This is a genomic window from Streptomyces sp. NPDC004031 (genome assembly GCF_053604375.1).
Genome location: NZ_JBSGHL010000028.1, coordinates 59,965 through 75,274 on the forward strand (window position 1 = coordinate 59,965; position 15,310 = coordinate 75,274).

Annotated in this window: 1 protein-coding gene; it reads right to left on the reverse strand. The window is 75.5% G+C overall.

The window, feature by feature from the left end:
• Positions 1-60: 60 nt before the first annotated feature.
• The gene (locus ACWERV_RS19575; RefSeq protein WP_452934529.1) at positions 61-15,309 is read right to left on the reverse strand and encodes a toxin glutamine deamidase domain-containing protein; all 15,249 of its coding nucleotides are present in this window, start codon (positions 15,307-15,309) and stop codon (positions 61-63) included.
• Position 15,310 lies beyond the last annotated feature (1 nt).

The window sequence follows — 15,310 nt, forward strand, 5'->3', positions numbered from 1 at the left end:
CTGCGCCGCTGGTGCGCGGCCGGTACGCCGCCGTTGTCGTGCTGCTCTGCACGATACGGGTCACGGACCGGCTTCCGGTGCCGTGATCACGTCCTGGTCCTCCCCGGTCAGGATGGCGAGCACCTGATCGGACACCGGGGACGGCTTCGGGCGCTGCCCCGCGAAAGGCCCTGGGTGCTGCCCCGCGAACGGCTCCGGGCCCGGTCCTGCGGCCGGTTCCGGGTCGTGCCCCGGCCCGCCGAACAGCGCCGGCGCTCCCGGCCCGCCGCCGCCCGTGACCGAAGGGCCCCCGCCCGGCGGCCGCGTCAGGTCCACGCGCAGCGGCGGGCCGGGCAGGGGCACGTCCTCGTCCTCGGCGGAGACGGGCAGCGGGTCGACCGTGACGTCCCCGGCGGCGGTGTGCAGGACGAGCGGGCGGCCCAGCGCCGACGCGACCACCCGCGCCGTCAGCAGACCCGTGGGGGTGTCGGGCCGGGCGCCCGAGACCATGGCGTGGAACAGCGGCTCCACCTCACCACCGATCGCCGCCACCTGCTCCGCCAGCGTTCCCAGGTTGCCGATGTCCAGGGCCCAGTCCACGGCCCGCTCGCGCACCTCCGGGGCCGACGGCGCGTCCGGCGTCCCCGACAGCGCCGCCGCGACGTGCCCGTAGAGGCTGCCGGCGGCCGGGGCTCCCGGCGGCGGCCCGAATCTCAGCAGGGCGAGGTGCCGTCCCAGGCGGATCTCGGGGGTGGACAGGGCCAGTGCCTGGGCGCCGTGGACGCGGTGTTCCTGCGCGATGCCGGCCCGGATGCCGTCGAAGGGGCCGTCCAGCGGCGCCGACACCGCGTGCGAGGCCACGTTGACCCGCTTGCCGCCGAGGATGTCCGCGCTCTTCCTCGGCAGTTGGGTGGTGGCCGGTCCCAGGTCGCCGCCGTGCGGGCGCAGGAACTCCTCGGACCGGAACGTGCCGGCGTCGCCCGGCCGGTACGCCGACCGGTAGGGGCCAAGCTTCACGCCCTTCTTGGCGCCGCGTGGATTGCTGCCCAGGTCGTTGTTGAAGTAGCGGCCGATGTGGTTGGCCAGGCCCTGCTGCGGCAGCTTGTTCTTGGTGAGGAGGTCGTGGGCCAGGCGCGAGACGTCCGTGACGGTCGCGCCTTCGCGGTAGTCGGTGATGAAGGCGAGGCCGCGTTCGGGCAGCCGGCCGTTCTCGGCGTCGCCGCGGGCCTGCTGGACGATCTCCTCCCGGCTCCTCGGCAGATGCGTGGGACCGCTTCCCGGCGTGCGGGTGGCGGGGACGTCCACGGTGTGCGGGAGGCCCTGGAGCTGCGGCTCGTAACGCTGCCCGAGTTCCCAGGCGTTGAGGCGGTTGAGGTCCTGGGCGAGCCGGGCGAACTCGGCCTGTCCCTCGCCGAAGCGCAGCCGCGGGCCCTGATCGGTGTCCAGCAGGGTCGCGGGCCCGTCGACGAAGAGGTTGGGCTCGGGGGCGTAGGGGAGCAGCGGGTGGATGCGGGCCTGCTGCTCGCGGTCGGCCATGTCGGCCTGGATGGCCCGGTCCAACCGGAGCAGGAACTCGGCACGTCGCATCGGGTCCGACCACTGCTCCGGGACGTCCTGCCGGGACGGCCCGGCGTCGTCGGTGTCCATGGCGTCGTCGTCGCCGTCCTGCTCCCCGTCCTCGCCGCCGTCCTGCGCGGGCCGGGCGAGGCGGGCGTCGATGCGCTGGACGAGGCCGTCCATGTCCGAGGCGTCCGGCACCCGGTAGCCGCCGGCCATCATCAACGGCCGTACCGGGCGCGGCGGGTCGCTCATCTCCTCGTCGGCGTCGGCGTCGGTGTCGGAGCCGTGCGCCGATCCGGCGTCGGAGTCGTCGCCGTGGTCGGCGAGCAGCCCGGCGAAGTGGTCGAACACGTGGGCGCCGGAGGGCACCAGCCGGGAGGAGTCGTCGAAGTCCTGCACGGAGACGTACGGGTGGCGGTTGCGGGTCATGAACGAGGCCACCAGCGCACGCGTCTGCGGGCTGTGCAGGACGTCGTTGCGCATCCGGCCGAACGGGAACGTGCCGCGGAAGGTCGAGCCGACCAGCGCCACGGGTGCCGGGTATCCCTCGATGACGGGTGCGGCGGCGGCCATCGCCTCGCGCAGTGCCGCCACCTCGTCCTCGGGCGCGTTCACGCCGATGACGAACGCGACGTCGGTGTGGCCGTACCCCTGCAGCCCGGCGGTCATCCGCTGGAGCACGGCGGGCAGGTCGCCCAGGTTCCGGTGGCCGACCATCGCGTTCACGACGAACGCGAGGTCGCGGTTGCCGTCCACGCTGCGGGAGACGAAGTCGAGGTAACCGTCCTCCGTGAGCGGGCGCGCCGGGCTGCCTGGGACGGCCCGGTGGAAGGCCGGGTTGGCGACGGCCGGCACGTCGGGACGCGGAGCACCGGTGAGGGTGGGGCCGGTCCGGCCGGGGCCGTGGTGCGGAGCGGCGGGCGTGCCGTGGTGCGGGCCCGGAACGCCCGGGTCGCCGGGCTGCGGCTCGGGGCTGCCGGGGCGGGAGTCGTGACCCTGGGGGCTGGCGGGATCGGAGTCCAGGTCCATCGGGCTGGCGGGGTGGACGTCGTGACCCTGGGGGCTGGCGGGATCGGAGTCCAGGTCCATCGGGCTGCCGGGGCCCGGGTCGAGGTCGGACGACTCGGTGGTGAGGGCTCCGTGGCCCGCGGAGGGACCGGAGCCACCGGGGTCGCCGTCGGCGGGCCCGGCCGCGGGGCGGAGGCCGGGCGCCCGGACGTCCCCGGGGGCCGGGGAGGGCTCGCGTGTCGGCGGGGCGTCGGTCATGTGCACGTCGCCGTCCGGAATCGGCGCGCTCCCGTCCTCGGGAGGGCCCGCGGAGACGGTGGCCGGGTCGGGGAGGAGCTGGTTGTCGGGGCCGAGCGCGATCGCGTGGATGGCGTCGGTGGGGGCGATGCCCGACGGGGTGGTGGACCACGCCGCCGACTGGGGATCGATGTACAGGATCTCGCCGTTCCAGTTCACGACGTTGACGGCGTGTCCGTTGTCGCCCTGGCTGGTGCGGATCAGGGCGGCGGAACCGTGACCGGCGCGCACCAGCCGGTCGGCGACGCCGGCCAGGGCGACCGTCCCGTGACCCATGGGCTCCATCAGCCCGTTGGCCCACTCCTGGAGGCGGTGCACTCCGCTGTACGGGGTGTCCGGCTCGCCCGTGGGGACGGTGCGGCGGCCGGCGACCTGGGGGTTGCCGTGCCAGGTGGCGTGGAAGGCCATGGAGGCGTCCACGCAGTTCACGCCCCGCCCCGGGTCGTGGCCGGGACCGGCGGCGTTGATCCGGGGAAGGTAGGCCCGCGGGTCGGCGAAGGGCAGCGGCTCGCCGTCGGTGCCGCGTGGGACGGCGGCAAGCAGCGCGGCGTGCTCCTCCGGGGTGGCCGGCAGGTAGGTGCCGTCCAGCGAGAACGCCCGCACCGGGGCGAAGCCGGGGACCGGGTCCGGCAGCGCGCCGCGGGCGGGGTCCTCCGAGCCGAGGACGCCGGTGCGGTAGACCCGCCGCTGCCGCTTGGCCGGGGGCTCGCCGGGCTCGGCCCGGTGGGACGCCCCGCCCTCCTCCCCGTGCGGCCGGGGCCCGCCCGGAGGCCGCTCGTCGACGGCGGGCTCCGGGTCCTCGGCCCGCCGCTTGCCGCTGCCGCTGCCGGTGCCGCCCGTGGTGGTCACCGGGGCGTGGCCGGACGGGCGGGTGAGGTCGATGTGCAGCGGCGGTCCGGGCGGCGCCTGCTCGGCGCGGGGACCGGTGGGCAGCGGCTCGGCGGTGACGTCGCCCGTCGGGGTGTGCAGGACCAGCGGCCGGTCGAGCGCCGAGGCGAGCGCCCTGGCGGCCGTGAGCTGAGGCGGGGTCAGGGTGGTGAAGCCGTCCCGGCTGCCGCCCGTGGCCAGCGCGTGGAAGAGCGACTCGACGTCGCCGCCGTGCGCCGCCCGGTCGGCGAGGGTCCGCAGGTTGCCCGGGTCCAGGGCCCACTGGAGCGCCCGGGACCGCACGTCGCCCGCCGAGGGGCCGCCGCCCGCAGGGGACAGCGCCGAGGCCACCTGCCCGTAGAGGCTCCGGGCCGGCGGCGCGCCCGCGGCGGGGTCGAACTGCACCATCGCCAGCCGGCGGCCGAGCCGGATCTCGGGGGTCGACAGCGCCAGCGCCTGGGCGCCGTAGACGCGGTGCTCCTCCGCGATGCCTGCCCGGATGCCGTCGAACGGACCGTCCAGCGGCGCCGACAGCGCCTGCGTCATGACGTTGACCTTCTTGCCGCCCAGGACGTCGGCCTTCTTCCTGGGCAGTTCGGTGGTGGCCGGTCCGGCCTCGGGGCCGTGCGGGCGGAGGAACTCCTCCTCGGTGTACGTGTTCAGGTCGCCGGGCCGGTAGGCCTTGCGGTAGTCGGACAGCTTCAGGCCCTTCTTGGCGCCGCGCGGGTTGCTGCCCAGGTCGTTGTTGAAGTAGCGGCCGAGGTGGTTGGCCAGGCCTTCCTGGGCCAGCTTGCCCTTGGTGAGCATGTCGTGCGCGAGGCGCGAGACGTCCGTGACCGTGGCGCCTTCGCGGTAGTCGGTGACGAAGGCGAGGCCGCGTTCGGGCAGCCGGCCGTTCTCGGCGTCGCCGCGCGCCTGCTGGACGATCTCCTCCTGGCTCCGCGGGAGGTGCCCGGACGCGCCGGGGGCACGGGTGGCGGGGACGTCCACGGTGTGCGGGAGGCCCTGGAGCTGGGGTTCGTAACGCTGCCCGAGTTCCCAGGCGTTGAGGCGGTTGAGGTCCTGGGCGAGGCGGGTGAACTCCGCCCTGCCCTCGCCGAAGCGCAGCCGGGGGCCCTGCGCGGTGTCCAGGAGGGTGGCCGGGCCGTCGACGAAGAGGTTGGGCTCAGGCGCGTAGGGGAGCAGCGGGTGGATGAGGGCCTGCTGCTCGCGGTCGGCCATGTCGGCCTGGATGGCGTGGTCCAACCGGGTCAGGAACCGGGCCCGCTGCTCCGGGTCGGACCACTGCTCCGGAACGCCGTGACCGGACGGCCCGGGGACGTCGTCGGTGTCCATCGCGTCGTCGTCGCCGGTGTCGTGTCCTGGCTGGGCGAAGCGGGCGTCGATGCGCTGGACGAGGTCGCCCATGTCCGGTGCGTCCGGCACCCGGTAGCCGCCCGCCACCATCAACGGCCTGATCGGCCGCGAGGTCGTCTCCATCTCCTCGTCACCGGAATCGGAGCCGTGCACCGATCCGGCGTCGGAGCCGTCGCCCTGATCGGCCAGCAGCCCGGCGAAGTGGTCGAACACATGGGCCCCGGAGGGAACGCGCCGGGACGAGTCGTCGAAGTCCTGCACGGACACGTACGGGTGGTCGCCGTTGCGCATGAACGCCTTGACCAGACCGCGGGTCTGCGGACTGTGCAGGACGTCGTTGCGCATCTGCCCGAACGGGAACGAGCCGCGGAACGTCGAGGGGACGAGGGCGACGGGGACGGTCAGTCCGTCGACGACCGGCTGCGCGGCCGCCAGCGCCTGCCGCAGCTCCGCCACCTCGCCTTCCGGCGCGTTGACGCCGATGACGAACGCCACCTTGCCGGGGAAGCCCTGGAGGCCCTCGGTGACCCGGTTCAGCACCGTGCCGAGGGAGTCCAGCCCGCGGTACCCCACCATCATGTTGACGACGAACGCCAGCCCGCGGTCGGAGCCGACGCTGTGCGAGACGAAGTCGAGGTAGTCCTGCTCGGAGATCGGCGAGCCGTCACGGTCGTCGGAGTGGACGGACTGCTGGAACGCGGAGTTGACCGTGGACGGGACGTCCGTCCGCCGCGCCCCGGTGCTGCTCGGCGTCGGCGTCGGTGTCGGTGTCGGTGTCGGCGCCGGGTGGTGCGGCAGCGGCGCGGGAGCCTCCGGAGCGGACCGCGCGGGCACGGGGGTGTGCTCGACGGGCGGTACGGGGAGGGGGCCGCTCAGCGGTACGGGGACGGGGGCGCTCTCCGTCGACGGGACGGGGAGTGGGGCTGGCTCGGCGGGAGCCTGGGGCGGGGCGGGGAGCGGGGCGTGTTCCACCGGTGGGGCGGGGAGCGGCGAACTCACCGCGGGGGCCGGCGCGGCCTCGGAACTCGTCGTCATGACGGGGGCGATGGGCTCCACCTCCGCCACCGCCTCCGTCTGCGGGACGGCGCGCTCGCCGGGCGGCGGCGTGGCGGGGACCGGGTGGACCTCCGACTGCGGCAGCAGCACCTCACCGTGGACGTCGATGGGCTCCAGCACGTGGTCGCGCGAGCCGTCGTGCACGGTGAGGGTGATGCGGGCGGTGCCGCCGAACGCCGCATAGGGCCGGCCGGTGGTGGAGTGCGCGGCGAGCTTGGCCGTCTGGGTGAAGCTCGTGGCCACGTTCCGGCGGTGGTTGACGCCCGCGCCGCCCAGCAGCGAGCCGCCGAACTTGGCCGGTTTCCAGTGCGGGCCGAGCAGGAAGCGCAAGCCCAGGTCGCGCGAGCGGCTCGGCTGGCTCACCCGGATGTGGTTGACCTCGTTGAGCGTGTACGCGTTGGTGCCCTCGTGCTCGATCGTGCGGAAGTCGAGGCCGGTGACGTCGGCCGTCGCGGTGATCCGCAGCGACCCGGACCGGAAGAGCTCGACCTCCGTGCCGCGGCTCATCGCCGGGACGGCACGTTCCAGCCGGGCGTCACCGAGGGCGTGCTCGACACGATCGGCGAGGCGGTCGGTTCGGATCCCGCCCAGCCGCGTGCGGAGCTGGCGCAGCGCACCGGCGCGGAACCGGCCGCCGTCGACGAGCCTGCGCACGATGCTGTCGCGGCTCAGGCCGCGTTCCGGCAGCCCCCCGCCCGGCCGCTCGCCGGAGCCCTGCCCGTGCTCGTCCGCCCCGAGCCCGTGCCCGTGTCCGTGTCCGTGTCCGTCCGCATCGTCGCCACCGGCCGGTGTGGGGGTCCGGACGATACCCGGGCGCGGCGCCCAACGGGTGTGCTCCTGGGAGTCCACCTGCGACTGCCGGGTGAGGAAGTCGATGCGCGCCGACCCCGTGCCGGTGACGCGGTCGCCGTGTCCGAGCAGGCCGGACGGGCGGCTCATCTCCGCGTTCACGGTGGCGGTTCCGACGTGCGCGACGGTGGGCGCCTTCTTGCGGACGACGAGGCCCGAGGCGCCGCTCTCGGTGCGGATGGTCGCCGTCTCCTCGCCGAAGCCGCCGTCGACCCGGCCGAACGCGGACACGCCGGGGGCCCCGGGATGCTGCACGGGCAGCACGTCGCCCTGCACCTGGACGATCATCTGCCAGTTGCTCGCGCTGGTGGTCGAGGTGCTGACCGTGTGGACGGTCTGGCCGCCGGTCAGGAACTCGCCGGTGGTGCCGGAGTCCGACTCCTCCAGCGTGTCGAGGTGGGCGCCGAGGACGACCCGGCCGCCGCGCACCGACTTCAGCTCCACGGTCTGCCGCTCACCGCGGCTCTTCGGGCCGAGCCCGTGCTGCACGGACATCGTCCGTACGTGCGGGGCGAGCTCGGCCCGCACCGCGGGCCATTCGTCGCCGAACACGCGGCGGCCCTCGCCCGCGAGCCCGTCGAGGACATGCGTGGCGATCAGGTCCTCGCCGGGCGTGCGGTGCTCGACCGGTGGCGCCGGGGCGGTCGCGGGCGGCCGGACGGCTTCGGTGCCGGGGTCCTCGCCCCGCGGCGGCGCAGGCGTCTCCCGGGGCGGAGCCCCGGCCGGCGGTTGCGTCACGGACTCGGTCGGCGGTCCCGTCCGGGGCCCGGTCGACGGACCGACACCGTTGCCGGGCGCAGGTACGGGCGCGGGCACGGGCGTTCGCGTCTCCGGCGGCGCGGCGGGGGCTATGTGCGGACGGACCTTCAGCACCACCTGGCCCGGGTCGAGGACCGGGTGTGCGGTCGGCGCGGTGCCGTCGGCCGGGTCGGCGGGAGGGGTCGACGGGTAGGCGAACACGCCCTGGAGGCGGACCGGTTCCGGTGCTTCGGGTACACCGGAAAGAAGGTGGGCGCCCAGGTGCTTCTCGTAGGAGATCTCGAACCGGACCGGCTGGCGGAACAGGTCGTGCGGCTCGGCGATCTTGAAGCGCGTCGGTACCCGTTCCTCCTGCTCGCCGCTGGTGCCCTCGCCGGGGTTGCCGGTCAGCCGGGTGCCGTCGCTCTGCAGCGGCGCCTGGACGTCCCGGGGGCGCACGGTGCCGGTGTGGGTGACCTGGACGCTCACCGAACCGTGCGGGAAGGGCACGGCGACCCGGCCGCCGGCGACCCAGCGGAGCGCGTCGTCGTGCAGGTGGCCCTGGGACGACTGGGTCTCGGCCGTGACGTCGGTCTCCAGCTTCTTCGTCGGTCCGAGGTACGCGGCCTCCGGCTCGCGCACCGGACGGACCTTCACGGTGAGCCGGCCGCCGGCCACCGGGATGTCGTGCGACCACTCCTGCCCGGACTGGTGGGCGAGCCGGGCGTTGAGCACGTGCGGCCCGAACTCCGTCTCGACGCCGCTCATCGCGGTGTCGAGGCCGCCTCCGAGCACCGGCGCCAGGTCGTGCCGGATCGCCTCGACGAGGCCGGTGGACGGGTCCACGCCCAGCAGCACGTCCGACGGGTGCCAGCTCTCCCGCAGCGCGTGCGGCGGCGGCTGCGGCGGCTCGGCCACCCGGACCGGCGGCGTCCAGTTCAGCGCGGGTACGGGCGCGGGCGCCCGCTGCGTGGTCACGGCGGCGCGGGGTGGCGGCGGCGCCTGCTCGCGCGGTGCGCCGCCGGGCTCCGGGGGAGTGCCACCGACGGTCTCCGGACGCGGGATCGTCACGGGCTCCAACTCGATCGCGCCGGATTCGTCGCCGGGGCCCGGCGGGACGTTCCCGGGCCGGACCGAGGTCCCGCCCGCATCGGTCGGCACCGCGGAGGTCGGCACCGCGGAGGTCGGCGCCACGGACGACGACGTCGCGGGGGACGACGACGTCGCCGGGGGCGACGCGAAGAACCGGCGGAACGTCAGCTTGGCCGGGGACGGGGCCGGTTTCGCCGTGGGCGGCACCGGCTGCGGGTCGCCGTCCCCGCCAGGCGCCGAAACGGCGGCCGCCGCCGTGGGGTTGACGGGTGTCGCGGTGAGCGGGCCCGCCGCCAGGCCGGTGAGGAAGTGCTTCATGAAGCCGCTCTTGGCCACGGCCGGGGGGATGTTGCCGAAGGCGGTACGGGTGTCCGAGGCGATGTGCGGCGCCGTGCTCTCGGTGGGCAGCGGCGCGGGCCGGGACGGTGCCGGCGGCCGGACGAAGCCGGCCGGCTGTTCGCGGGTGAACGTCGGCGGCCCGTCGGCGTCGTGCAGCCGTGAGCCCTGCACCTCGCTGAGCGGGACGGCCACCTCGATCGGGAAGAGCCCGGACTCGTGCACGGTCGCCCGGGGCCCGGTCATCGTGCCGTCCAGCCGCACCCAGCCCTCGAAGATTGCCATGGGCTGCTCGAACTTCACCGCCACCACGGAGCGGTGCTGGTCGCGTTGCCGGTCGCCGTCCCGGACGGTGTGGCTGCCGCCGGCGATCACCTCGCCGAGCACGGTGCCGTCGGCGACGTCCCCGCCCCGGCCGCCGAGGCCGGGCTGGGCGGTGATCTGCCGGGTGGAGGTGCCGGTCACCGCCCGGCCCTGGGTGTGCTCCGTACCGGGGCTGGACAGCGGCTGGATCACCCGGCTGAAGGTCAGCTCGTGGATGTCCGCGGTCAGCGAGGCCCGGGTCGAGGAGCCGGGGCCGGAGAGCCCGCTGCGGGTGAGCGGGCTGTGCTGCGTCATCCCCGGCAGCGCCGCCCGCACCCGGGTCAGGTGGAACCAGCTCGACGCCCGCGGGCGGACGGTGGCCCAGTCACCGCCGAAGGCGCGACGGCCCATCGCGTCGAGCATGCCGTGGAAGCCGCCGAGGTCCAGGTTGGTGACCCGGTCCATGCTGCCGAGGCCGTGCAGCGGCACACTCCCGGCGTCCCCCCGCGGCACCGTCGGCCGGGGCGGCCGGTACGCCGGTCGCGGCGCCCGGTTGCCGTTGCCGTTGCCGTTGCCGCTGCCGGGGACGGTGCGGTGGCCGGTGCCGGGCCGCCACCAGGGTCCGGTCGCCTTGGAGTTGTGCTCGGCGGACGGCCCGTCCGGGTGCCAGATCCGCTGCGGCGGCGCGTACACCACGGTGTCGCGGTATCCGGCCGACGGCGTGGTCGCGGACTTCTCGCTCAGCACCTCGAATCCGCCCCGGGTCTCGTGGACGGCCCCCCGGAACGGCGCTCCCGCCGCGGTGGGCGACGTCGAGCCGGGTGCGTGCATGACGAACCGCAGGCGCACCTGGCCGCGCCAGCTCTGGCCCGCTACGGGGTTGGTGACGGTGACGCGCTGCCGGAACTGGTGACTGCCGGACTCGCCGAGCCCGTGGCCGAGGTTCGCGTTGCTGTCGAACCCGCCCGAGAACTGGCCCGCGTCGGTGCCGGCCTGCCCGCGCAGCCGCCCGGGTACCGGGAGCTGGCCGGACCAGGAGACGGTGTCCTGCCGGGTCTGCGTGGTGTCGGTCTCCGACCCGTACTGGAACTCCGTCGTCGCCGTCTCGCCGGTCGGTCGCATCATCGGGCGGCCGGGGTCCTGGCCGTCCCCGGGGCCGCCGGGCGGCCGGACCGCGGGCGGCGTGCCCAGCGGCTCGGTGAACCCGTGCACCTCCACCCGGCCCCCCGGGACGCCCTCCAACTCCAGCACCAGCGGCTGCTTGTTGGTCATCCCGTGCAGGTTCGCCTCGATCAGCTCCACGGACAGCCAGGAGCCCACCTCGTTGGCGACCCGGCCCGCCTTCGGGCCGTACGCCTTGGTGAAGGCGTCGGACATCGGGCGGCCGGTGAGGAAGGAGGTGATGCTGCGCCACCCGGGGCGGCCGGCCGGCGCCGTGGCGTGGGCGTCCGGGGCCGGGTCGTCGGGGAGGAGGTGGAAGTCGGTGACGACGTCGGAGCCGCGCAGCGACCGCGACTCCCGCACCCGCGGTGGCCCGTCCGGCCGGGCGGGCGGCGCGATCCGAAGGTCGGAACGGGTGGGCAGCGGCCCCAGGGTGTCGCGCGCCTCGTCCGCCTCGTCCCCGGCGTCGTCGGTGTGCCCGCCGTGTCCGGTGTCCGTCGGGGCCGGGGCCGGGGCGAGGACGTCCCGGGTGGGGACGGCGACGCGGGTGTCGAAGTCGAAGTCCTCGGTGGTGGGCGGACGGTCGGCGGGATCGTTGCTGAACCGGTGGCTGAGCACGGCCCGCACCGTGCCCTCGAACCGGGTGGCCGGCTCCACCGTCTTGCCGCCGCTGATCTGCCGGTCCGCACGCTGGTCGCTCTGCGACCACTGGTACTGGCGGGCGCCGAGCAGGGCCGCGCTGTCCCCCACCCGGTGGCCGCCGATCTGCCCGCGCACCCCGCCGATGACGGTGGTGCGCCCGTCCTGGACGTCCGCCACCGTCTCGGTCGCGTCGGCGCTGTGCTCGAACTCGTACGTGGTGACCGAGTCCTTGTAGCCGAGCCTGGACGCCGCCGAGCTGCCGTCCAGGTGCAGGGCCAGGCTGAGCGAGCGGCCCAGGCGGAGCGGCACCACCAGCGTGACCGGGCGGCCACCGCGCAGCATCCCCGGGGCCTTCGGGCGCAGGCTGCCGTCCGAGAAGAGCGCCGTCGCCCGCTCCCCGCTGCGGTCCCACGCCGCCTTCCCGCCGGCCTGCTCGATCAGCGTCCGCACCTGCGCGAGCACCGCGTCGCCGGAGTGGAAGTCCTCCATGACGTCGAGCCCGCCCAGCCGCAGGTCGTCCCCGATCCGGGCCGGCAGCGCGGGCTCGGGCGCGGGCCGCGGCTCGACGGGCGGGGGGACGTGCCGCTGCCCCTCGTCCTCCCCCTGATCCCGGTCCCGGCCGTCCTGCTGCTGCTCCTCCTGCTGCTCCTGCTGGTGATCCTGGCTCTGGTCCTGGTCCTGGACGTCCTGGTGCTTGTCGTGCGGTTCGACGGCGGGTGGCGGCGTCGTGACGACGTGTTCGGCCGGCGGCGGGGGGCCGGTCTCGGTGGGGCGGGGCGGCTCCGGCTCGACCTCGGACCCGGCCGGGGGCGGCGACGGCACCGGGGTCCTGGGCGCAGGTCGCTGCTCGGCCGGGTCCTCCGGCGCGGGCACCGGGTCCGTGGCCCGCGTGCCGCCCTGCCCGGTCGTGGTGAGCGGGCGCGGCGGCGGGACGTCGAAGCGGGCCCGGTAGTCGGTCACCAGCGCCTGCGGGTCCAGGCCCCAGGGGCCCAGGTCGCGGGCGGCGAGCTGGAGGTCGGTGGCCGTGGCCGTAGCAGGGTTCCCCGGGTCGGTGAGGGCCGACTGGTGGGTGTTGTAGGCGTGGGCGTAGGCGTCCCAGGCGTCCAGCGGTTCCGCCGGGGCGCCCTCGCGTGCCTTGCCCTTGGCTTCGCTGGGCCCGGGGCCCTGGGCGTGCTGCCCCAGCGCCTGCCCCCAGGCGGCGCGCTGCTCGGGCCCGAGTGCGGGGAGCGGCGGCTGCGGCAGGGGCCGCGCCTCCGGGACCGGGACGGGCTCGGTCGCCGTCGTGGTCGGCACCTGCCGTGGCGGGGTGAGCGGGTCGTCGTCGCCGTGCCCCGGGGGGTGCTCCGGGGGAGCGGGGACGCGTGTGTCGGTGGTGGTGGTCTCCGTCCGAGGACGCGGTGCCGGGTCGCCGGTCGTGCCGTGGCCGCCCTCGTTGCCGGGAGTCGTCCCACGCCCGGTTCCGAGATCCGTCGTGGAATCCGTCCCGTGACCGGTCCCGAGATCCGTCCCGTTCGCAGGTCCGGTGCGGAGGCCGGGATCCGTGACGGACGGGTGGGGGGCGAGGTCCGTGACGGACGGCCGGGGGCCGGGGTCTGTGACCGACGGGCGGGGGGCGAGGTCCGTGCCGGAGGTGCGGATGGGCGGGGCTTCGTCGAGACCGGACCCGTCCGTGGGCGGGGTCTGCCGTCCCGAGCCGCCCTGGAGCCCGCCCTCGCCGCGCGGGCCGGTGGCCGGGCGCGGGGCGGCGGGCGGTTGCTCGGAGACATCCTGCGGCGACGGCGTCCGGCCGTCGGCGGGCGCCGTGGACGGGCCGACCGGTGGGGCGGCGGGCGTGTCGACCGCCGGAGGCACGAGCGGCGGGGCGTCGATCGTGTTCGTGGTGTCGGTCGTGCCGTTCGTCCCCTGGCCCGGCGTGGTGCTGGGTCCCGGCTGCGCGGTGCCGTCGTGCGCGGGCGCGGGCGGTGGCGGGGCGCCGCCGGGCAGCCGCAGCGGCTGCCCGCCGTTGGCGATCCGTCCGGCGATCTCGAACGCCTGGTGCTTCAGCGGCTGGTGGTGCCAGTCCGGTGGCAACTGCCGGTAGTACGAAGCAACCGTGTCGGAGTCGACGTGCGGGCCGGGCCGTCCGAGGCCGGTCAGCTCGGTGTTGACGTGGTGGACGAGCTCGGAGTGCCGGCCCGGCGACAGCGGGGGCGGTGGCGGCTGGTGGAAGCTGCTGCCGTCCACCGTGGGTACGTGCGTGGGGACCCGTGGACCGTCGGCTCCTGACCCGGCGCCGACCGTGCCGGACACGTGTCCGCCGCCGGAGCCGGACGGCTGGGAGAGGGCGGGCGGGACGTGCAGGGAGTCCGAGCCGGGGGTGTGCCCGTCGGACGAGGTCGTCACCGGGGCCGGGACCGGGGCCGGGTCCCGGGTCGGTGCCGGGTGGGACGACGGGTGCGGGTCGGGCAGCGGCCCTCCGTGGCCGCCGCGTCCGCCCCCGCCGACACCGCCGTCGGCACTCCCGTTGACGGGCCCGAAGTGGTCCCCGCCGACCGAGCCGAGGTTTTTCAGGGAATGCAGGGAGGAGCCCAGCCCGGAGCCCAGGGCGTGCGCGTTGATGTGGAGGACGTGGCTGAGCCGGCCACCGACCGCGCCGGCCAGGCCGGTGGCGACGCTCGTGGTGAAGTGGCCGGTCGTGGCGAGGTTGTAGACGCCCTCGGAGAGGTTCTGGTGGCCGGCCTGCAGAACGGTCATGGTGGTGTGGAAGACCATCTTGCGCCGCCAGTCGGAGCCGATCCCGCGGGCGACGCCGTCGCTGAGCGCGCCGCGCAGCCCGCCCGGCAGGCCGGACAGCGCGCCGTCCAACTCCTGGGCGAGGCCCTTGCGGCCGAAGTTCCGGACGAACGCGTCCGCCCAGCCCTCGCCGATCGCCCGGACGGTGCCGGCGTCCAGGGTGCGCAGATCCCGGGCGAACAGGTCGCCGATGGAGGAGCGGAACGCGTCGGAGGCGTCCCTGCCGAAGGCCCCGAAGGCGTGGTCGTCGACGAAACGGCCGGTGAGGCCGGAGAAGTCCTTGAGGAACCCGGGTCCGAGCGTCACCGGGTCCGGGGTGAGGTGCGGGGGGACCGGGTCCTTGACGCCGCCCTCGTGCGGTCCTGTGCCGAGCGGGCCGCCGTGCGGTACCGGTTCGCCGTTCCCGTCGAGGTGCGGGCCGGGCCGGCCGCCGGGCGGCGGCACGCCGTGGTCGTCCGGGCCGTCGCCGAGGCCGCGGAGCGGGCCGCCGCCGGGCCCGTGTTCGCCGCCGCCCTTGCCGGGGCCGCCCTTGGCCGGCGGGGGTCTGAGGCCGAGGTCGTGCGAGAGGTTGCCGAAGAGATTCTTCGCGGTGTCCTTGCCGAAGACCCCGCCCAGCCCCTTGGCCGCCCAGTTGCCGAGGATCGGCACGAACGCGCCGAACGCGCCCTGGACCGCGCCGAACCCGACGGCCTGCTTGATGTAGTCGCCGCCGTGCGAGGTGGTCTCGCCGTCGTTCGACAGCGACCAGCGCACCAGCAGGTCCATCGCCGCGCCCAGGCCGATGTTGAGGGCCTCGTGCTCGGCGATCATCATGGCCAGCCGGCTGATCAGGCTGCGCATGATGGCCCGGTACAGGGCGCGCAGGAACGACTGCTCGATCGCCGCCTGGATCGGGTTGAAGATCGCCAGGATGAGCGTGATCGCCCACTCGGCGAGGAACATCACGGCCTGGGCGATGATCATCCGGTTGGTGTAGTCGACCTGGTAGGCCGACTCGTGCCCGAAGTCCGCCATCGCCGCTGCCGTGTCGCGCAGGTTCTTGATGGCGTCGCCGCCCTTGCCGGAGGCGAACGTCGACATCGCCTGGACGTACGCCTCGCTCCACCGGCCGTCGACGGAGCCGCCGACCGAGCCGGCGATCTTCGCCAGCTCGGCCTGGAGGTCGTCCAGCGCCTTGGCCAGCGCGGTGTTGGGCTCCTCGACGACGGCACGGATCATCGACGCGTCCGCGTCCGGGATGTGCATCCCGGTCAGGGAGACGACGATTCCGTCGAGGAACGGGTCAACGGCCACC